The 19,532-nt window shown below is 65.0% G+C and carries 18 protein-coding genes; 6 read left to right on the forward strand and 12 right to left on the reverse strand.

Translation table 11 applies throughout. The annotated features are described in order from the left end of the window. The first annotated feature begins 51 nt into the window (after positions 1-51). Positions 52-774 (forward strand): FadR/GntR family transcriptional regulator, encoded by a 723-nt coding sequence (locus tag ACFQU1_RS13010; protein ID WP_378133136.1) that lies wholly within the window; start codon positions 52-54, stop codon positions 772-774. A gap of 43 nt (positions 775-817) precedes the next feature. Here ACFQU1_RS13010 and ACFQU1_RS13015 read toward each other — a convergent pair whose 3' ends face one another. Further along, positions 818-2,083, reverse strand: coding sequence for an alpha-hydroxy acid oxidase (locus ACFQU1_RS13015; RefSeq protein ID WP_378133138.1), 1,266 nt, complete (start codon positions 2,081-2,083; stop codon positions 818-820). Positions 2,084-2,389: 306 nt separating this feature from the next. On the opposite strand from ACFQU1_RS13015, the gene ACFQU1_RS13020 reads away from it, so the two are divergent. From ACFQU1_RS13020 to ACFQU1_RS13030, 3 genes are all read left to right on the forward strand, one after another. Then, a complete protein-coding gene (locus ACFQU1_RS13020; protein ID WP_378133140.1) occupies positions 2,390-2,776 on the forward strand; it encodes a nuclear transport factor 2 family protein in 387 nt (128 codons plus the stop codon). Between the two features lie 93 nt (positions 2,777-2,869). Beyond that, the gene (locus ACFQU1_RS13025) at positions 2,870-3,829 is read left to right on the forward strand and encodes a 2-hydroxyacid dehydrogenase (RefSeq protein ID WP_378133142.1); all 960 of its coding nucleotides are present in this window, start codon (positions 2,870-2,872) and stop codon (positions 3,827-3,829) included. 133 nt (positions 3,830-3,962) lie between these two features. Further along, positions 3,963-4,922, forward strand: a complete 960-nt coding sequence (locus tag ACFQU1_RS13030; protein WP_378133144.1) for a peptidyl-alpha-hydroxyglycine alpha-amidating lyase family protein — start codon at positions 3,963-3,965, stop codon at positions 4,920-4,922. A gap of 82 nt (positions 4,923-5,004) precedes the next feature. Here the strand turns inward: ACFQU1_RS13030 and ACFQU1_RS13035 are convergent, their stop codons facing one another. From ACFQU1_RS13035 to ACFQU1_RS13055, 5 genes are all read right to left on the reverse strand, one after another. Then, positions 5,005-6,333 (reverse strand): MFS transporter, encoded by a 1,329-nt coding sequence (locus ACFQU1_RS13035; RefSeq protein WP_378133146.1) that lies wholly within the window; start codon positions 6,331-6,333, stop codon positions 5,005-5,007. 151 nt (positions 6,334-6,484) lie between these two features. Then, a complete protein-coding gene (locus ACFQU1_RS13040) occupies positions 6,485-7,540 on the reverse strand; it encodes an amidohydrolase family protein (protein WP_378133148.1) in 1,056 nt (351 codons plus the stop codon). A gap of 26 nt (positions 7,541-7,566) precedes the next feature. After that, entirely contained in the window at positions 7,567-8,760 is a 1,194-nt protein-coding gene (locus ACFQU1_RS13045) for a lactonase family protein (RefSeq protein WP_378133150.1), read from the reverse strand. Positions 8,761-8,801: 41 nt separating this feature from the next. Next, a complete protein-coding gene (locus ACFQU1_RS13050; RefSeq protein WP_378133152.1) occupies positions 8,802-10,097 on the reverse strand; it encodes an MFS transporter in 1,296 nt (431 codons plus the stop codon). A gap of 86 nt (positions 10,098-10,183) precedes the next feature. Next, positions 10,184-11,473: an MFS transporter gene (locus tag ACFQU1_RS13055; RefSeq protein ID WP_378133154.1), complete on the reverse strand. Its 1,290-nt coding sequence runs from the start codon at positions 11,471-11,473 to the stop codon at positions 10,184-10,186. 252 nt (positions 11,474-11,725) lie between these two features. Here ACFQU1_RS13055 and ACFQU1_RS13060 point away from each other — a divergent pair, with 252 nt between their 5' ends. Then, positions 11,726-12,784, forward strand: a complete 1,059-nt coding sequence (locus tag ACFQU1_RS13060) for a hydroxyacid dehydrogenase (RefSeq protein ID WP_378133155.1) — start codon at positions 11,726-11,728, stop codon at positions 12,782-12,784. A gap of 18 nt (positions 12,785-12,802) precedes the next feature. Here the strand turns inward: ACFQU1_RS13060 and ACFQU1_RS13065 are convergent, their stop codons facing one another. Then, the gene (locus tag ACFQU1_RS13065; RefSeq protein WP_378133156.1) at positions 12,803-13,765 is read right to left on the reverse strand and encodes a hydroxymethylglutaryl-CoA lyase; all 963 of its coding nucleotides are present in this window, start codon (positions 13,763-13,765) and stop codon (positions 12,803-12,805) included. 215 nt (positions 13,766-13,980) lie between these two features. Here ACFQU1_RS13065 and ACFQU1_RS13070 point away from each other — a divergent pair, with 215 nt between their 5' ends. After that, a complete protein-coding gene (locus tag ACFQU1_RS13070; RefSeq protein WP_378133157.1) occupies positions 13,981-14,661 on the forward strand; it encodes an antibiotic biosynthesis monooxygenase family protein in 681 nt (226 codons plus the stop codon). A 4-nt stretch (positions 14,662-14,665) separates the two neighbouring features. On the opposite strand, the gene ACFQU1_RS13075 is transcribed toward ACFQU1_RS13070, so the two are convergent. The 5 genes from ACFQU1_RS13075 to ACFQU1_RS13095 all read right to left on the reverse strand — a co-directional run bounded on the left by ACFQU1_RS13075 (position 14,666) and on the right by ACFQU1_RS13095 (position 19,526). Next, on the reverse strand, positions 14,666-15,760 hold the full coding sequence (locus tag ACFQU1_RS13075) for a LacI family DNA-binding transcriptional regulator (RefSeq protein ID WP_378133159.1): 1,095 nt from the start codon (positions 15,758-15,760) through the stop codon (positions 14,666-14,668). Positions 15,761-16,112: 352 nt separating this feature from the next. Further along, on the reverse strand, positions 16,113-16,910 hold the full coding sequence (locus ACFQU1_RS13080; RefSeq protein ID WP_378133161.1) for an ABC transporter permease: 798 nt from the start codon (positions 16,908-16,910) through the stop codon (positions 16,113-16,115). A 59-nt stretch (positions 16,911-16,969) separates the two neighbouring features. After that, positions 16,970-17,722, reverse strand: a complete 753-nt coding sequence (locus tag ACFQU1_RS13085; RefSeq protein WP_378133163.1) for an ABC transporter permease — start codon at positions 17,720-17,722, stop codon at positions 16,970-16,972. Beyond that, entirely contained in the window at positions 17,719-18,537 is an 819-nt protein-coding gene (locus ACFQU1_RS13090; RefSeq protein ID WP_378133165.1) for an ABC transporter ATP-binding protein, read from the reverse strand. The genes ACFQU1_RS13085 and ACFQU1_RS13090 overlap by 4 nt, the downstream gene beginning before the upstream one ends. Further along, complete coding sequence (locus tag ACFQU1_RS13095; protein WP_378133167.1) at positions 18,534-19,526, reverse strand: ABC transporter substrate-binding protein; 993 nt, start codon at positions 19,524-19,526, stop codon at positions 18,534-18,536. The genes ACFQU1_RS13090 and ACFQU1_RS13095 overlap by 4 nt, the downstream gene beginning before the upstream one ends. Positions 19,527-19,532: the final 6 nt, after the last annotated feature.

A 19,532-nucleotide genomic window follows, 5' to 3' on the forward strand; every position in this document is an offset into this window, starting at 1 on the left:
TCGTCTCATCAACCTTAGTATTATTATATGCCGGAATCATCATCTTCACTCATGGACAAGACACTCAAGCGAAACCTGCGCGAGCAGATCGTCGACGTGATCGGCAGCGATATCGTCTCCGGGCGACTGAAGCCTGGCGATCTCTTGCCGAGCGAGGAGGTGCTGCTCGAACGCTACAGCGTGAGCCGCACGGTTTTGCGCGAAGCGCTCAATGTGCTCGCCGGCAAGGGCATCCTCGACGCGCGCCCGCGCCGCGGCACGATGGTGCGGCCACGCAGCGAGTGGAACCAGCTCGATCCTGTGGTGCTCGCCTGGCGCGGTCGGGCGAAGGGCAGTCAAGCCAAGCAGGAGAACGATCGGCGGACCGACCAGCTCATGGAGGTGCGCCGCATCGTCGAGCCGGGGGCCGCCGCCCTGGCCGCCCAGCGCGGGACGGACAAGGACTTCGCCGCCATCAAACAGGCCTATGACGCCATGGAGAGGGGGAGCGATTCGCCCGACGCCTTCATGGAGGCGGACCTCGCCTTTCATGTCGCCTGCCTCCATGCCAGCAAGAATGATTATCTCTCTCCGATCGCCCATGCCATCCGCACGGAAATGATGGCGTCGCTGCGCATCACCAACCGCGATCCCAAGCTAAACCGCAGCATCTCCCTGCCCCTGCATAGGGCCATTCTGGACGCCATTCTCGCGCGTGATCCCGAAGGCGCCGCCGAAGCCATGCGGCGGCATCTCGACGACACGGAGCGTCGCCGCGCACAGTCGCAGCGCTGACCGGGAAAAGAACGGCGCGACCACAGCCTTTCCAGCCGAACGGTCAATGCCTGCCGCTGGCCGGCACGAGAAAGGCCGGACTGAGATCCGCCAGGCTCGTGCAGCCGATGAGCGCCATGTCGCGGTCGATCTCCTCGGCGAGCAGGGTGATGGCGTGCCGCACGCCGGCCTCGTCCGCGACGGCGGCCGCGAACAGAAACGGCCGTCCGACGAAAACGAAGGAGGCGCCGAGCGCCAGCGCCTTCATGACATCGGTGCCGCGCCGGATGCCGCTGTCCAGCATGACGGTAAGACGGCCGGCAGCCGCGGCGACCTCGGGAAGCGCCCGGAGCGAGGCCATGGCGCCGTCGAGCTGCCGGCCACCGTGGTTGGATACGATGATGCCGTCGGCGCCAACCGCCTCGGCCTGGCGCGCGTCCTCCGGCGCCAGAATGCCTTTGATGACGAGCGTGTCTTTCCACTGCGCACGGATCCAGGCGATGTCGTCCCAGGTGAGTGAATCCCGCCGGCCGAAGGAGCGCTCGGCATGCGGCGAGATGAGCGGCGGCCCCCGCTCGATGGTGATGTTCTCGAAATGCGGCATGCCGTTCTTGAGCAGCGTGCGGCAGAGATTCATCACCAGCCAGCGCGGGTGGGTGATGCCGTCCCAGGCGAGCCGCATCGTCGGGCGCAGCGGCAGCGAGAAGCCGTTGCGGGCATTGTTCTCGCGGTTGCCGTTGACGGGAACGTCGACGGTCACCACGAGCGTTCTGTAGCCCGCACGCGCGGCACGCGCGATAAGCGGGCCGACGGTCGCGCGGTCGCCGGGAATATAGGCCTGGAACCAGGCGTCGGGATTGGCCTGGATGATCTTTTCCATCCGCATCAGCGTGGAGCCGCTGAGGATGAACGGGATGCCGGCCTCATAGGCCGTTGCGGCGAGCACGCGCTCGCCTTCGAAGGCGCCGAGCGACGTCGAGCCCATGGGGGCGATGCCGAAGGGGGCGCGGAAGGTCTGGCCGAAGAGCGTCGCCGCCTGGCTGCGCCCGACGGTGTTGACGAGCACGCGCGGCCGGAAGGACCAGTCGGCGAAGGCCGCACGATTGGCCTCACGCGAGACATTGGTCTCTACACCGCCGGAGACGAAACCATAGACACAGCGCGGCAGGCAGCGCTCAGCAGCGAGCTGGAAATCGTCGAGCGAGAAGATCTTCGCGAGCCGGCCCGGCGCCGCCGAGGGGCCGGCGGCGGCTGCCTTGACGTCCGACATCTTGATCAGCGGTGTGGCGGAATTCTCCGCGGATTCGATCTTTCGGTCGGCGGCAACCACGCGTTCCTGCCCTCGCTTTAGTCCTTCGCGATCGAGCCTCACATCTTGACGTATTCTTGCGGTCGACTGTCACGCCTAGGCGTTCCGGCCGCTCAGGGCCGTCCTGTCGTGAGCCGTTCGATGGGCCGTCTCGATCTTGCCTTTGGAAATATAATAGTATTTATTTGCTGTCAATTGGCAGTGGCCGCCGCCAGACCGCGTGAATGCTGCGGCGGCTGTGAGAGGGGATGAGGACGGACCTCGCGACGCACATACTGCCGCAGGTTTTCTTCGCGCGCCAAATCGGCCGCAGACGACGGAGATGACATGACGCAATCGCCGGATATGGCCGCGACGGCCGCAGTTTGGGAGCGCCGGCTCTATGACGCGATGGTCGCGCTCGATTACGACCGGCTGGACGCATTGCTCGCGGATGATGTCGTCTATATCCATTCGACCGGCGTCGCCGAAAGCAAGGCGGAGTATTTCGCCGGCCTGCGCCAGGGCCTCTATGATTACGAGACGGTCGAGACGCGCTCTGCCCGCACCTATGCCGACGGCCGATATGTGGTGCGCAACGGCATCGTCGAGATGGCCGTCGGCGAACGCGGCAAGGCGCGCAACCGCCTCGCGCTTCTTCACACTTTCGTCTGGAGGGTCGAGGGCGCGAACTGGCGCCTCGTCATTCGCCAGGCGACGCGCATACCGGGCTGACAGGCGCCGCTCAGGGCGGAGAGCCGCGCTTGCGCCGGCGACACCGCGCCTAAGAAAAGCAACAGAGTGTTTGAGAGAGTGCTTGGAGAGATCATGCCGAAACCGCTTGTCGTCATCACCAGCCGCTATTCCGATGCGCTCGTTGCAAAGCTCGAGCGGCACGCCTCGGTGATGCAGGGGGCGGACCAGCTCAAGGGCATGCCGCGCTGCGAGATTCTCGGCCTTATGGGCGACTGCGTCGGGCTCATCACGCAGGCGGAGCTCAAGATCGACGAGGAGCTCATCGCGCATGCCCCGAAGCTCCGCGTGGTCGCCAATGCGACGGCCGGTTTCGACAATATGGATATCGCCGCCATGCGCGCGCGGCGCATCTGGGGCACCAATTGCCCGGACAGCTTTTCGGCTGATACGGCGAGCCACGCCATCGGCCTCATGCTCGCCTTGACGCGCAACATTTTGGCGGCGGATCGCTATGTGCGGTCCGGCCAATGGAAGAGGGACGGCTGGATGCCGGGCGGGCGCTGGGACGGTGTCGCCCTCCCGGGCAAGATCATGGGCATCGTCGGTCTCGGCCATATCGGCCGCGAGGTCGCCCGCCGGGCGGAAGCCTTCGGCATGACGGTCCGCCACTTCTCGCGCTCGGGTGAGGGCACACCCGGTTATCTGCCGCTCGACGAGCTTCTCGCCGTGTCGGATGTCGTCAGCCTTCATTGCCCGCTCAATGCCGAAACGCGCCATCTGATCGATGTCCGGGCGCTCGCGCGCATGAAGAAGAGCGCCATCCTCATCAATGTCTCGCGCGGCGCGGTAGTGAAGATCGACGACCTCGTCGACGCGCTCGGGCGCGGCGAGATCGCCGGGGCAGGGCTCGACGTCTTCGAATTCGAGCCGGAGGTGCCCGAAGCGCTCTTCTCGATGGGCAATGTCGTGCTCTCGCCGCATATGGGTGGCTGCACGGCGGAGGCACGCCAATCCGCCTGGGAGCTCAGCGTCGACAATGTCATCGCCGTTTTACGGGGCGAGCCGCCGAAGACGCCGGCATTCGCCCTCTAAGCATGGCAGACAACGCCTCCGCGCGTCTCGCGAAGCCCGTACGTAAAGAGCAATCGACCGTGATTCTCGCCATACCCATAGCCGGCGCGCAGCGCGCCTGCCGGCCGTGAGCCAAATCAGGGAGGACGTGCCGATGAGCACGATCGTTGGAAGCGGTGAATTCACTTATCGCGTCGAGGAGGGCTGGGGAAAGTTGCCGGACGGCTGGAGCCTCGGCGATGTCGGCGGCGTCGCCGTCGACGCGCAAGACCGCGTCTATGTGTTCAATCGCGGCGGCCATCCCATGGTCATTTTCGATCGCGACGGAAATTTCTTGAAGTCTTGGGGCGAGGGCATGTTCCAGCGCCCGCATTCGATCTCGATGGCACCCGACGAGACGATCTACTGCGTCGACGAGGGCAACCACTGCGTCTATAGATGCACGCTCGGCGGCGAGGTGCTGTTCACGCTGGGCACGCCCGGAGAAGCCGCGCCGGAATTCAGCGGCAAGCCCTTCAACCGCCCGACCCAGGTGGCGCTGTCACCCGAGGGCGACATCTATGTGGCCGACGGCTACGGCAACGCCCGCGTGCACAAGTTCAGCCCCGATGGACAGCATATCCTCTCATGGGGCGAATACGGCACCGATCCCGGTCAGTTCAATATCGTGCACAACATCTCTTGCGACAGCGCCGGACGGGTCTATGTCGCCGACCGTGAAAACCATCGCATCCAGGTTTTCGACGGCGATGGCCGGTTCATCGAGCAGTGGAACAACCTGCACAGGGCCTGCGGGCTCACCATGGTGAACCCGGACGACCCCATTTTCTTCATCGGCGAGCTCGGGCCTTTTCTCGCCATTCATCGTCGTTATCCCAATCTCGGCCCGCGCGTCTCGATCGTCGACCGCCATGGCCGGCTGCAGGCGCGGCTCGGCGGTCCCCATGCCGGCACGGAGCCCGGCACCTTCATCGCGCCGCATACGGGCGCGGTCGACTCCCGTGGCGATCTCTATATCGGCGAGGTCTCGCATTCCGCCTGGGAGACCGTGTTCCAGACGCCGAAGCCCGCCTTCGTGCGCAGCCTGCAGAAATTCTCAAAGGTGCAGGCCTGAACGTTCCTCCATAGAACCGGCAGGCCCAAAAGACAGCGGGCGGCGAGGTTTTCATCTCGCCGCCTTTTTTTTCAGCCAGCTCCTACTGGCTTGTCATCGGCCGCCGGGTGACGCCGAGGACGATCAATGCCGTGATCACCGGCGCGATGGCGATCGGCAGCAGCGCCATCGAGAAGCTGCCGGTGCGGTCGCGAAGCAAGCCGATGACATAAGGGCCGGCAAAGCCACCGATGCCGCTGCCGACCGCATTGATCATGGCAAAACCAACCGCGGCAGCCGTTCCGGACAGGAAGGCGGCAGGCAAGGTCCAGAAGGACGAGACCAGCGAGAAGGAGCCGATCGCGGCGACGCAGAGCGAGCCGACGATCAGGGTGGGCGCCGCCAGCACCGTGCAGCCGGCAAAGCCCACGGCGGTGAGCAGTGCCGCGCAGGCGACGTGCCAGCGCCGCTCCCTCGTTTTGTCGGAATGGCGATTCCACAAGATCATGCCGACCGTCGCGCAGAGATAGGGGAGGGCCGCGATGAAGCCGACCTCGACTGTCGATAGCGACCCGAAGGCGTTGACGATTTGAGGTGTCCATAACGACAGGCCGTAATTGGTGATCGCCGCGCCTGTATAGGCGAGGGTGAGCGCCAGCATGAGCGGATGCGACATCGCCTGCCAGATGCTCCATTTCACGACCTTCTCGCGCTCCTGCCGCTCGAAGGCCAGGCGCTCCGCGAGCCAGGTCCGCTCGGCGGGCTTGAGCCAGCGGGCCTGGTCCGGCCGATCGATCAGATAGACAAGGACGAAGACGCCGAGCACGACGGAGGGCACCGCCTCCAGGATGAAGAGCCACTGCCAGCCGTGCAGGCCGGCAATGCCGTCCATGCGAAGCACGAATCCCGAGATCGGCGAGCCGATGACCACGGCGAACGGCGCGGCGGCCATGAACATGCTGATGATCCGCGCGCGATAGGCCGCGGGAAACCACCAGGTGAGATACAAAAGAATGCCAGGAAAGAAGCCTGCCTCGGCAAAGCCGAGCAGAAAGCGCAGGATGTAAAAGGACGTCTCCCCGGACACCGTGGCCATGAGGCCGGAGATGATCCCCCAGGTGATCATGATGCGGGCAATCCACAGCCGGGCACCGACCCGCTGCATGATCAGGTTACTCGGCACCTCCCCCAGCAGATAGGCGATGAAGAACACGCCCGCCCCCAGCCCATAGACGGTGGCGCTGAAGCCGAGATCGCGATTCATCGTCAGTGCGGCGAAGCTGACATTCACGCGGTCCAAGTAGTTGGCGATATAGCAGATGAAGAGCAGCGGCAGCATTCGCATCGCCGCCTTCCTCATGAGCGCGCGCTCGTCGACGCCGACGGCAGCGGCGTCCGGCGCCTCGAGCGCCAAGGACTGTGCTTGGCTCATTCCCGTCCCTCCCACGTCCAGCCGTTGCGCTGGTAAATATATGATATTACTTTTGTGCTGAGGCGAGGCAGAATGCCCCGCGAGGGCGTCCGCATCAGGCTGCGGCGGTGTCGACGGACGGCGTTCGTCCCGCGCCGTCCATCAAGGCAGGTCAGGTCAAGCGATAGGTATCGGCGGCCGTGCCGCTGAACAGCGCCGCCTTTACATCGGAGGAAGCGCCGGCCGTGATCCGCTTGAAGGCGTTCCACAAGGTCAGATAGCTGCAGGACTGCTTGTCCGGCGGGAAATTGCTTTCGAACATGCCGCGCCGCGGGCCGAAGGCCTCAATGCAGGTCTCGATATAGGGTCGCCAGGCGTCGGCGAGCGCTTGCGAGGAGGGGGGCTTGTCCTGCAGATGGAAATCGAAGCCGAAATGCAGGAGCCCGAGACCACCGAGCTTGACGCGCACGTTCGGGCATTCTGCCACGGCCAGGATGTTCTTCCGCCAGACCTCGAAGACCTCGGCGCGGTGGCCGGCATAGGGGCCGACACCTAAGGCGCCGCCGACATGGTTCAGAATGATCGTCGTGTCGGGGAAGGCGCGTGCGAGCGCAACCACGTCCTGCAGTTGCGTGTGATACATCCACAGATCGAAGGTCAAACCGAGCTTGGCAAGTTCAGCGAAGCCTTCTCGGAGCTTGGCATCGAAGAGGAGGCCCGGCGGGATATAGCGGGCGACATATTTGACAACTTCGTCATGCTTGTCCCAGGGCATGCAATAGCGCACGCCGCGCAGGATGCCGCCGCCGGCGGCGATCTCGGCTTCGAGCGTTTCGCGGACGCGCGCGCCGAGGGTGAGCTCGGCGAAGCCGACCATGCCGGCCGCGATCTTCGCCGGGCCGTATTGGCCGGATGCGCTCATGGCAGCTATGCCCCGCACGAATTCGACCTCGCCGACCGGATGCATCTCCTCGGGGCCCGAGGCGCGGTACATCGCCTCGCATTCCAGGAACATCGTCTGGACGACGTTGTGGCCGCTGTTGAGATCGGCCAGGAACTCGTGCAGCAGATAGCGCCCGCGCTGCGGCGTTTCCCAGAAGTGATGATGCGGATCGATGATCGGCAAGCCCGGGTCGAGAACCTCCTCGGGCTCGGCCAGCGCGTGCCAGGCGCGCAATTGGTCATTATTGCGATAGATCGCGCCGCGATAGACATAAGGCTCTGACATTATCCTCTCCAAAATGCCCGCGCGTGTCAGGCTGACATGCTCTGCTCGCCTGGCACGGCAACCAGTCCCATCCAGAACAAGAGATCGTCGCCGACGTCCTCCTCGTGGCGCCGCGCCAGCGTCAGCCGGCCGTCGTCGGCGATGCGGAAGATCGAGATACCCGCCGGCACGAGGCGTTCGAAGGCGCCTTCGCGTACCTTCAGGGCGGTGATATGAGCCGCGATCAACAGGCGGCCGCTCGCGTCGATCTGAAAGCAACGGCAGTGAATGCCGGCCGTATCGACATGCTGGATGAGCTGCGGCTCACCGCTCTCGGGATCGATGGCATAGACCGCAATGGTGTTGTCGCCGCCCGTGAAAGCGGGCCTGTGTCCCGGCCCGCGGATCTCCGGCGCGCGGTTCGCCACATAGACGAAGCGGCCGTTCGGATGCACGCGAACGAGGCCAGCCAGTTGATGCACATCGGGCCGGGCCGCGGCGAGGGTCGACACGCGTAAGCGCGGCTCGGCTTCGAGCGCGCCATCCGCGCTCCAGGCGAACATCGCGAGTTCGTTCTGCCGTTCCTGCGACACATAGAGCCAAGGCTTTGCAGGATGACAGTCGACATCGCGCGGGCCGAAGCCGTAGCCGCCTTGCGGCGCCACGACCTGCTGGTCGTGAAGCTGCCCGTCGTCAAAGGAAAAGACATTCAGCGACCCCGGCTGCTCCGGCTGCTCCGTGGTCGCGTCATGGCCGCGGCAGACGAGGATGGCGCGGCAGCCGTCGGGCGTGACATGGACGTGGTGGAGAAACCGGCCGAGCGTGATCGCCGCCAGCTGCCCCACCAAGCTGCCGAGCGTCTCGTCCGGCGCGGTGCGATAGATCTCGACCGCCGCCGGAACGCTGTAGGCGACGAGCAGGTGCCGGGACGCGGGATCGGCCGAGACATGGATCGGCCGCGACGGCAGTACGCGTGGCGCGCCGTGCGGCGTCAGCGCCCCAGTTCTTGGCTCGATGCGGAATGCCTCGAGACGGTGGATGCTGCCGGCGATGCCGAGCCCCGGCGCGCCGTCACTCGAGGCCACATAGAGCGTGCGGCCCGACTTATGTGCAACGGCATATTGCACGGCGGCCGGCAGGCGCAGACTGTCCCCTTTGGTCAGCCGCGCGCCATCGCTGTCGAGCAGATGACAGGTCAAAGCCGGTCCGATGGCGGCGTAGAGGAACGTCTTCGTCCGCATGGACTGTCCTTGGCCGGGGTCCGCCTGCATCACCGGCCGGCTCATGCCATCGAGTGGACGGGCTGGGCCACCGGGTCCGGGCTGGCTTCGCCGATCGTGCCGCGCGTCGCGAAGATCGCCGTGAGTGCGCCGATGACGGCAAGCACGCCGCAGACGATGAAAGCGGTGGTGAAGCTCCCCGTGCTGGAGACGAGATAGCCCGTGACGATCGGCGCCAGGATGCCGAAGCTGTTGCCGCCCAAGGTCAGGAAGGCGAAGGCGCGGCCCACGTCGTTCTGCGACGTGAGCAGGTCATTCGTCAGGGCGAAGTTCCACGATTGCGACGCGCCGTTGAAGGTGAGCGCGATGGTGAGCAGCACGACCATGATCGTGGTGGAGGAGGCAAAGGGCGTCAGCAGAACCACGCCGGCCGCGAGCGTGCCCAAGGCGACGGCATAGCGCCGCTTGCCGCCGCGCAGCTTCTCCGGGTCGAGCAGGCGGTCGCTGAAATAGCTCAACAGCAGACAGAAGATGATCGCGAAGCCGTAGGGCAGCGCGGTATAGATGCCGCTGCCCATGATGGAGAAGCCGCGGGACATCTGCATGTAGCCGGGCAGCCATGTCAGGAGGAAATAGGCCGTATAGGTCTGGCAGCCCTGTGTTACGGCGAGCCCCCACATGGTGCGCGAGGCGAATAAGCCGCGATAGCCGATGCTGTGGCCATCCGATACGCTGGCCGATTGATGGTCGCGCTCCGCCAGGATCTTCGCTCGCTCGTCGGGATGCAGCCAGCTTGCCTTCTCGGGCAAACGGAAGACGAGCAACCAGATGCCGACCCAGACGATGCCGATGAGGCCGGTGACGATGAAGGACGAGCGCCAGCCGAAATCGGACACGAGCCAGGCGACGAGCAGGGCGCCGACCGACGGCCCGGCGAGCGAGCCGCTGATCCAGATGGCCGAGGCGAGCCCACGCTCGGATCGCGGCGCCCATTCGCGGATGACGCGATTGGCGCCGGGGTTCGTCGCGGCCTCGAAGACCCCCAGCCCGAGCCGCGTCAACAGCAGCGGGACGAGCGACGATACGAAGCCGCCGAGCATCTGGGCGATGGACCAGAAGCCCACGGCGCAGGCGACGGTGCGCCGTGAGCCGAGCCGGTCCGTGAGGGCGCCGGCCGGTAGGAGGCAGAGGATATAGATCCACAGGAAAGAGGAGAACAGATAGCCGAGAGCCGTGGGGCTGAGGCTCATCTCCTTGGCGATCGAGCTGCCGGCGACCGACATGTTGATGCGGTCGAGCATGCTGATCATCAACAGACTGAACAGTAACGCATAGATGAAGCCTCGTTTCGTCTTCATCGCGGCCATTCCTTCCGTTCGCGCAATGTGTCGCCTCGCGCGGCGAGCGCGGCAGGCGTGAAGGGGTGGTTGGAACTGCCCGCGCGCTATCGCGCGGGCGCCGAGCGCAACTGGCGCTGCGTCCCTCTGCGGACCGCCAGCAGCCACAGCACGAACAACGCACCGACGGCGGCCAGCGTCCTCAGTCCGGCCTCGAAGCTGCCGGTCGTGTCGCGGAGATAGCCCATCAGATACGGGCCGACGAAACCAGCGACATTGGCGATGGCATTGATGGCGGCAATTCCCGATGCCAGGGCGGCGCCCCGCAGGAACTGCTGCGGTATTGCCCAGAAGGCAGGAAGATAACCGAACATGAAGAAGCCGGCGGCCGTCAGTGCGGCCATCTTGAGCACCAGCCCATCGAAGAAGGTGGAGAGTACAAGGCACGCGGCGACCAGCAGAATGGCGACTGCGGTACAGCCGAAACGACTGCCGGTCTTATCGGAGATATAGCCGAATGTCATGATGCCGCCGAGGGCAGCGACATAGGGAAGGGCGGATACGACGCCGACCGCAGTATTCGACAGTCCGAATCCCTTGATGATCGTGGGAAGGAAGAAACTCACACCGTAATTGATGATCACGGCGCCGAAGCAGACCAGCCCCATCGCGAGAACTCTGCTGTCCGTGATGGCGGCCAAAGCGCTATGGGGGCTTTCCTGGGATGCCGCGGCCTGTTCGCTCGCCATGCGCTCCACCAGCCATTCGCGCTCGTCACGCTCGAGCCAATCGGCTTCGGCCGGCCTGTCGGTCAGGACCCGCAGGAGGACGAAGGCCATGAAAATGGTGGGCAGCGACTCCAGGATGAAGAGCCACATCCAGCCTTGCAGGCCCCAAACTCCGTCAAGGCCGAGAATGAGGCCGGAGATTGGTGCGCCGATGACCGTCGACAGCGGGATCGAAAGCCAGAAGAGGCTGCCGATGCGGCCGCGGTACTCGGCCGGGAACCAAGTCGACAGAAAGTAGACGATGCCGGGATAAAGACCGGCCTCGGCGATGCCGAGCAGGCCACGCAGGATGTAGAAGCTGTACTCCCCCCGCACGAAGACCATGCAGAGTGAAATGATGCCCCAGGTGACCATGATTCGCGCCAGCCACCGGCGCGCGCCGACCTTTTCGAGAATGATGTTGGATGGAACCTCGAAGAGGACGTAGCTGAGGAAGAAAACGCCCGCGCCAAAACCGTAAGCGGCGGCCGAAAGGCCGATATCCGCATTCATGGTGATGGCCGCGAAACTGACGTTGACGCGGTCGAGATAGGCGAGAAACGCGCAGGTGATCAGGAGCGGAATGAACCGCCAAGCCACCTTGCTGATGACGGCTTTCTCTTGAACCAAGGCTGCCTCCCTAGTTGGGCGCCGAACCGTCGGCAATCGCCGCGGACGTGTTTTGTATTTATAATATGATAATATGGTAACTGCAGAGCGGCAAGCCGGTCGGGGTGGGTTGAGAGCTCTGCTCGTCGCGCTATGCTGGTCTTTATGGCCGCGGGGGCCTGAACCGGCCGCCTCCGGCCGTTGACACGTTTATATGGCTATAAATACTATAATAAGATATATGATTTGCAAAGAAGGAAAACGGGGAGGCCCATGACCGTCAATCGCAAACGGCTCGTCTTTTTCGAACGTTGGTTCCACCCCGTTGCGGAGGACATTCTCGGCGCGCAGGACGACATCGAGCTCGTCCGGCTGCATTATGGCGATCCCGAGCCGGAGAACTGGTCGGCGCTGGCCTCGGCCTGCGGCTATCAGGTGGCTGCGCGCACCGAATTGAAGGAGCCGTGGTTCGGCACGGCGGAGCTCTTGTCGCGATGCCCTCGCATGCTCGCCCTCTCGTCAGCCGGCGCGGGCTTCGACGTCATCGATGTCGAGGCCTGCACGGCGGCCGGCGTCATCGTCTGCAACCAGTCGGGCACCAACAGTCAGCCGGTCGCCGAACACGCCATCGGGCTCATGCTGGGGCTGACGAAGCGGATCGCCTTCACCAACCGCGCCTTGCTGCAAGGTACGGCGCAGGATCGCTTTCGGCTCACCGGCAGCAATATCATGGGCAAGACGGTCGGCATCGTCGGCATCGGCTATATCGGGCGCCTCACGGCGAAATATTGCCGCGCTTTCGATATGCGCGTGCTCGCCTATGATCCCTATCTGAGCGCCGGGGAGATCGCGGCGCGCGGTGCCGAGAAGGTCGATTTCGCGACGCTCCTCGAACAATCGGATTTCGTCTCCGTGCATTGCCCGCGGACGGACGAGACGCTCCGGATGTTCGGCGCTGAGGAATTCGCGCGCATGAAGCCGGGGGCCTTCTTCGTCAACACGGCCCGCGGCATGATCCACGATGAGGAGGCATTGCTCGCGGCTCTCCAATCGGGCCACCTCGGCGGCGCCGGCATCGACGTCTTCGATGTGGAGCCACCGCCGCCCGACCATCCGCTTCTCCACTTCGACAATGTCATCGCCACCCCGCATATCGCCGGCGCCACGCATGAGGCGGTCCACGACATGTCGAAGGCGGCGGCGGAGCAGTGGCTCGCCCTCTTGCGCGGGCGCGTGCCGCCCCGGCTCGTCAATCCCGAAGCCTGGCCGGCCTATTCCGCGCGTTTCGAGGAGATCATCGGCTTCCGCCCGGATCCACTCCTGGCTGCGTGAGGCCCTGAGGGGCCGCTCTCAGCCACCCGCCTCCAGCACAGCGACTTTCTGCTGCGCCTGGGGGGCCGGTTTCAGGTCGCTGCGCTTGCCCGCCCGCAGCAGCGCGCTGTCGAGCGGATGGTCGATGAAGGCCTCGTGCCTGCGCGCTATCGCCAGGACCTTGTCGAGATCGACGCCGGTCTCGATGCCCATCTCCTGCAGCATGTTGACCAGGTCCTCCGTCGCGATATTGCCGGAGGCGCCCGGCGCATAGGGGCAGCCGCCGAGGCCGGCGACCCCGCCGTCGAAGCGGTCGATGCCGGCCTGCATGCCGGCGAGCACATTGGCGAGCGCCATGTCGCGGGTGTTGTGGAGATGGAGCGTCCACGTCACCGCGGGATAGTTCGCGCGCATATGCGAGGCGACGCGATAAATCTGGAGCGGATTGGCGACCCCGATCGTATCGGCGAGCGACATATGCGTGATGCCGAGCGCGAGATAGCGCTCGGCCACCCGCTCGAGCTGACTGAGCGGCACCTCGCCCTCGAAGGGGCAGCCGAAGGCGCAGATCACGCTGCCGGAGACGATGAAGCCGGCCTCCTGCGCCACGGGCGCCATCGCCTCGATCTCCGCGAAGGTGTCGGCGATGGAGCGATTGCCGTTGGCTCGATTGTGCGATTCCGTGACCGACAGCATGACGCTGACGCCATCGAGCCGATCCTTGAAGGCAAGCGCGCGTTGCAGCCCGCGCATATTGGGCGTCAGCGCCCGATAGCTCACACCCTCGACGATATCGATGCCGCGCATCATCTCCTCGGCATCCGCGAGCTGCGGGATGGCCTTCGGATGGGTGAAGGACGTGACCTGGATCGTCGGCACGCCGGTGCGCGACAAGGCGTTGACGATCTCGATCTTGGTCTCGGTCGGAATCCACTTGCGCTCGGACTGGAAGCCGTCGCGCGGACCGACCTCCATGATATGCACCTTGTCGACGAGCTTCACGGCATTTCCTCCCTCGGGAACGCGGGCGCGTGGCGGTTTAAATGATCAGGCCCCAGGCTGGCGCCTTGCGCAAGAGCGCCGCGCGCTGCTGGCGCCCGCCGTTCTCCTCGTCGGCCCCTTGGCTCCAACCGCGAGGACTGTCCTTCGGCAGGCACGTCGGCTAACTTGGCGTCTTGCGCCCGATGACCTTTTCTCTGGCAGGGTAGAAGGAAAAAATGTTCGCGGTGATCTTCGAGGTCCAGCCGAAGGCCGAGCAATGGGATGCCTATCTCGGCGAAGCCAAGCTCCTCAAGCCGGAGCTCGAGCAGATCGACGGCTTCGTCGACAATGTCCGCTACCGCAGCCTCACGCGCGATGGTTGGCTGCTCTCGCTGTCGAGCTGGCGCGACGAGAAGGCGCTGGTCCGCTGGCGCACCAAGGCGCTGCACCACGACGCCCAGGAGAAGGGCCGCTTTCGGATCTTCAACGACTATCATCTGCGGGTGGGGCAGATCATCCGGGATAGCGAGCTGCCCGCCGGCTGTGAGCTGCGCGAACAGCGCCTGGACGAAACGGAGGTCGGCGAGGCAACCGTCGTCACGCTGGTCACCGGGCGACGCCCTGCGGATATCGCGGCCCCCGCCGCGCTGGCGAGCTGGCTCGGTCTCGACATCACGCGTCCGGGCCTCGTCGCCTGGGACGTGCTCGACGCCGTGTTGACGCCCGGCGACCTGATCCTGCTCACCTCCTGGCGCGACAAGGCCGCCGTGGAAGCCTACGAGACTTCCGCCGCCCTGCCGCCGGGCGCGCGCCTGCGCAGCGTGCGCATCCTGCGCGACTACGGCATGTTCGACCGCCGCGAGGCGCCGCAATATTATCCCGATGTGCCGCAATCGGCCGGGGCAGGATCGTTGTAGCGCGTCAACCGTCGACCTGCGGCACGCGCACGGTGCGCCGCCAGACCATCTGTGGTTTGACCTCGATCCGCACCGGCGCATCTTCTGTCGCCCGTTCGCCTGTGACCAGAGCGGCGACATGGTCGGCGATCGCGTTAACCGGCTGATCGAAGGTCGTCAGCGCATAGGACAGCCAGTCGGCCTCCCTGATATTGTCGAAGCCGATCACCGAGACATCGTCGGGCACACGCAGCCCGAATTCGCGTCGGGCCGCGTCCATCACGCCGCAGGCGATAAGGTCGTTGACGCAGAAGACGGCATCCGGCCGGTCGAGCCCGGTGAACAGCCGGCGGCCGGCGATGAGCCCGTTGTCGTAACTCGACGGTATTCCCTGCCGCACCACGTCGACCGTGAGCCCGACCGCCTGGGCTGCAGCGAGGAAGCCCGCTTCGCGCGCGGCCAAGCTCGGCGTGCCGAGTTCCGTGTTGACGACGGCGAGCCGCCGGCAGCCTGCGCGAAGAAAGGCATAGAGCGCGCTGCGGGCAGCGCCTGCATTATCCAGGCGGATATTGGCCGGTCCCTCGATCCGGTCGTCGCGGTTGATCAGGATGAGGCGCTGGCCGTTGTCGAGGCAGGTGCGCACGAGCGACTGCGCCGGTGTTCCCGACATGACGACCGTCGCGTCGGCACGGTAGTTGAGGGTCTGGCGGAGAGCCGCGCTGGCGTCGTCGTCCGGGCCGCCGGTCGAGAGCACCATGGCAACCTTGCCGGCCGCCTGAAGCGCATCCGTCAGCGCCCGCACCAGCCGTGCCGGCTGGGGCGCATCCATGTCGCTGACGATCAGACAGACGATGCCTGTCTCACGCCGCATCAGGCCGCGGGCGAGATGATTGACGTGGTAGCCGAGCTCGCTAGCCGCCGCGAGCACCCGCCGTCGGGTCTCCTCGGACACGCTCGCGCCCGGCGTGAAGACCCGCGATACGGCCGATCTCGACACGCCCGCGAGCGCCGCCACTTCGCGTGCCGCGACGAAAGCCCTCGCCGAACGCGCTTCGCCATCCGGATCCTGCACCGGTAATTTGTCGTGCACGAGCGATTTGCTGCGGCCGGAAATGCTCATCGGCGAAGACCCTGACCCGCCCGGACTTAAGGCGTGCGCGAGAGTTGAACGCCGGGGCGGATTTTGCAAGTCTCTGCACGCGTGTGCAAAAGAGAGTGTGCGGGCGTTCCAGCTGAGTGGTTGCGACTCGTGCCAACGCCGCTAAAGCGTTATTGCCCGGTGCCGAGCAGACGGCGAGGGTGAGCTCCGTCTCGGGGATCGCGGATAAGCGGCTGCGCCGGTGCATGGGCCAGCGCCTCGGTGATTAAGCAAGGCCTCCGGCAAGATCTGCCAGATCTCGAATTCCCGTCGCGCTACCTATGGCTATGACCGGCGCATGGCTGCGCAGACGTGAGCCTTTCGGGTTCTGTGATCAGGACTGCCCGTAGAGCCGCTTATTGAGATAGAGCAGGAAGCCGCTCGACGCGCCCGCCACGACGACGAGCAGGAAGGTGAGCGCCATGATCAGGTCGACATTGTGCAGGCCGATGGCGTTCATCAAGAGGAAGCCGAGGCCGCGCTGGGAAGCGAACATTTCGCCGAGCAGCGTGCCGATGAGCGTCAGCGAGAACCCGATCCGGATGCCGGCGAAGATCTCCGGCATGGCCGCGGGCAGCACGATGCGCGCGATCATGTCGGCCGAGCTCAGGCCCATGACATGCCCAGTCTTGATATAGACACGCCGGACGTTGCGCACCGCATTGATGGTGAAGAGCGCGATCGGGATCACGCCGTGAATGGTGCCGAAGGCCACTTTCGCCGACATGCCCAGGCCGAAGGCGAGCAGCAGAATCGGATAGAGCGTGATCTTCGGGATCGAGTAGATGGCGACGAGCATCGGCTCGAAGACGTCGGCAATCATGCGATTGAGGCCGAGGGTGAAGCCGATGGTGAGCCCGATGGCGACCGCGAGCACGAGCGCGAGGCCGAAGGCCTGGGCGGTCTCGGCGAAATGCACCCAGAACTGGTCGGTGGTGACGAGGTGAGCCGTGTAGCGGAGCGTCTCGAGCGGTGAGCGCAGCGCGATATCGCCGACGATCCAATAGAGGACCTGCCACAGGACGAGCAGCGTGACGATCAGGGTCAAGCCGTTGCGCAGGCCGTCGGGGATACGGACGGCCGCGGGTGTCGAGGCCTCGGCCGGCGAGGCCCGTTCGACTGTGGCGCTCATTGTTTTCATTGATCCCGAATGGTCCGCTCCGGAAGCGACCGCGTTCGCTGGCAGCTTGCTCATCGCAGCCCCCGCCGGTTCATCAGCATCTTCTCCCAGCGGGCGAGAAGCGTATTGATGGTGATCGACACGATCAGGATCAGCAGAATGAGCGGATACATGATCGCATTGTCGAAATTGTTGTAGGCGAAGCTGATCTCGTAGCCCATGCCGCCCGTCGACATGATGAATTCGGCACCAATGATGCCGATGAGCGAATAGGCCACGGCGAGTTTGGCGCCGGTGAGAATGTAAGGCGCCGCGCAGGGCAGGGTGATGCGCCAGGCGGTCTCGACCGCCGACATCTGGTTCACCTGCGCCGTCTTCAAAAGCACCCGCGGCACGCGGTCGAGGCCGTTCAACGTATTCACGATGACGGCGACGACGCCGAGCATGGCGCCGATGAAGATCTGCGGCGCGTCGCCCAGCCCGAGGAGGATGATCAGGAGGGGATAGAAGGCGAAAACCGGAATCGCATAATAGGTCGCGAAGACCGGTTCCAGCGTATCGCGCACGCGCTTGAAATGGTGGATGGCGATGGCGCTCGCGACGCCGGCAATCATGGACACGACGAAGGCGATCGCCGCATTGCCGAGCGTCTTGGCGATCGCCCCGTTGAGCGAGCCGGAAGCCAACATCGCCACGAGGTCGATGACGATGCGATGCGGCGGCTGCATTGTGAGCGGGGGAATGACCCCGACGAGGCACATCACTTCGAGGAGGCCGACGAGGCCCACAACGATGGCGATCCGCCAGATCGTAGCGCCTTTCATGCCGCTTCTTCCACTTTACCGATCGATTTCAGCGATTCCGCGCGCAAGGAGCGCCAGAGACGGGCGGTGATCGTTCCGAAGCGCTCTTCCTGCACGATGCGGCTGTCGCGGTCCTTCGGCCAGCCGGTCTCGACGACGTCGATCAGCCGTCCGGGCCGGGCCGACATCACGCCTATGCGGTCGGCGAGCATGGTCGCCTCGTCGAGCGCATGGGTGATGAGGAAGACCGTCGCGCCGGTCTTGCGCCAGAGGTTCAGCACCTCGTCGCCCATCAGGAGCCGCGTCTGCTGGTCGAGCGCGCCGAAGGGCTCGTCGAGCAGAATGAGCCGCGGTTCCGTCACCAGCGTCCGGGCGATGCAGACGCGCTGGCGCATGCCGCCGGAGAGCTGTGCCGGATAAGTCTTGGCGAAGGGCGTCAGCCCCATCATGGCGAGCGCGCGTTCGATGCGCCCGTCACGGTCCTGCTGGGAAATCTTCATGCGCCGGAGGCCGAAGGCGATATTCTCGGCGACCGTGAGCCAGGGAAAGGACGCATCCTCCTGAAAGACGACGCCGACGCCGTCCGGGATCCGGCCGGAGATCGGCCGGCCTTCGAAGGCGACCTCGCCGCGGGTTGCCGTCGACAGCCCGGCGACGAGTTCGAGCAGGGTCGACTTGCCGCAGCCGGAGGGGCCGACCACGGCGAAGAACTCGCCCTGCTTCAATTCCAGGTCCAGGGGGCCGAGCGCATGGACGGTATCACCCGGCCGTCCTGGCCGGGTGAAGATCTTGTCGACATCGCGCAGCGTGACCTGCGCACTCTGCGATTGGGTCATTTCAACGCCTTGATATCGTCCGGAAGAAACTGCGTATCGATCATCGACTTGAGGTCGATGTCACCGCTCAAGGCGCCGATCATCTTCTGCACCTCGACGGCCTTTTCGAGCCCTTCCATATGGATCTGGCCAGGACCCCAATATTCGACGCCGCTGGTGCGGCTGTCCACGAGGTTCTTGACCGCGCTGCGCGCCACTTCCGGGTCGAGGTTATAGACCTTGGCGACGATATCGCCGGCCTCGTCGGGGTTTTGCTTCATGAACTCGACCGCCTTGCGGCGGGCGCGGATCACCGCCTTGATGAAATCGGCCTTCTCCTTCGTCGCCGAGCCTGCGGCGGCGCCGAGCACATTGGCGATGGGCGGCAGGAGTTCGGACGCCCGGGCGATCGGCCGGTACTTGTCCTTGAACTTCGACCAGAGCGGCTCAGGGATAGGTGCGACATCGACAAGGCCGGTGTCGAGCGCCGCGACGCCTTCGCCGAAGCCGCCGGTCTTCACCAGTTCGGCATCCTCGGTCTTGAAGCCGCCGGCCTGCAGCACGAGCGTGGCGAGCCCCTGGCTGGTGGAACGCGGGTTGGTGTAGCCGATCTTCTTGCCCTTCAAGTCCTTCACGGACTTGATCGGCGAATCCGGCTTCACCGCCCAGACGAATTCAGCAACCGTCAGCACATTGTCGCTGATGATCTTGACGTCCGCGCCCTGCTTGATCGCCGCGATGATGGCGTTCGGATTGACTTCCGCATAGGGCGCATCGCCGGCGAGCATGTTGCGCAGCGTCGTGCCGCCGCCGGCCGAGGAGAGAATGCCGGTGACATTGGCGCCTTCCTCCTTGAAGAAGCCCTTCTCCATGGCGACCGCGAAGGGCATGCCGTTCGCCGAGACGCCATAGTTGCTGACGACGATCTGCTCGGCTTGCGCCGTGCCCGCCAAGGCAAGGCCCGCCACGGCTGCGGCGGCAACCCGCCACAATGCTTGTGATGCTCTCATCGATTC

Source organism: Chelatococcus sp. GCM10030263 (assembly GCF_042666455.1).
GTDB lineage: Bacteria > Pseudomonadota > Alphaproteobacteria > Rhizobiales > Beijerinckiaceae > Chelatococcus.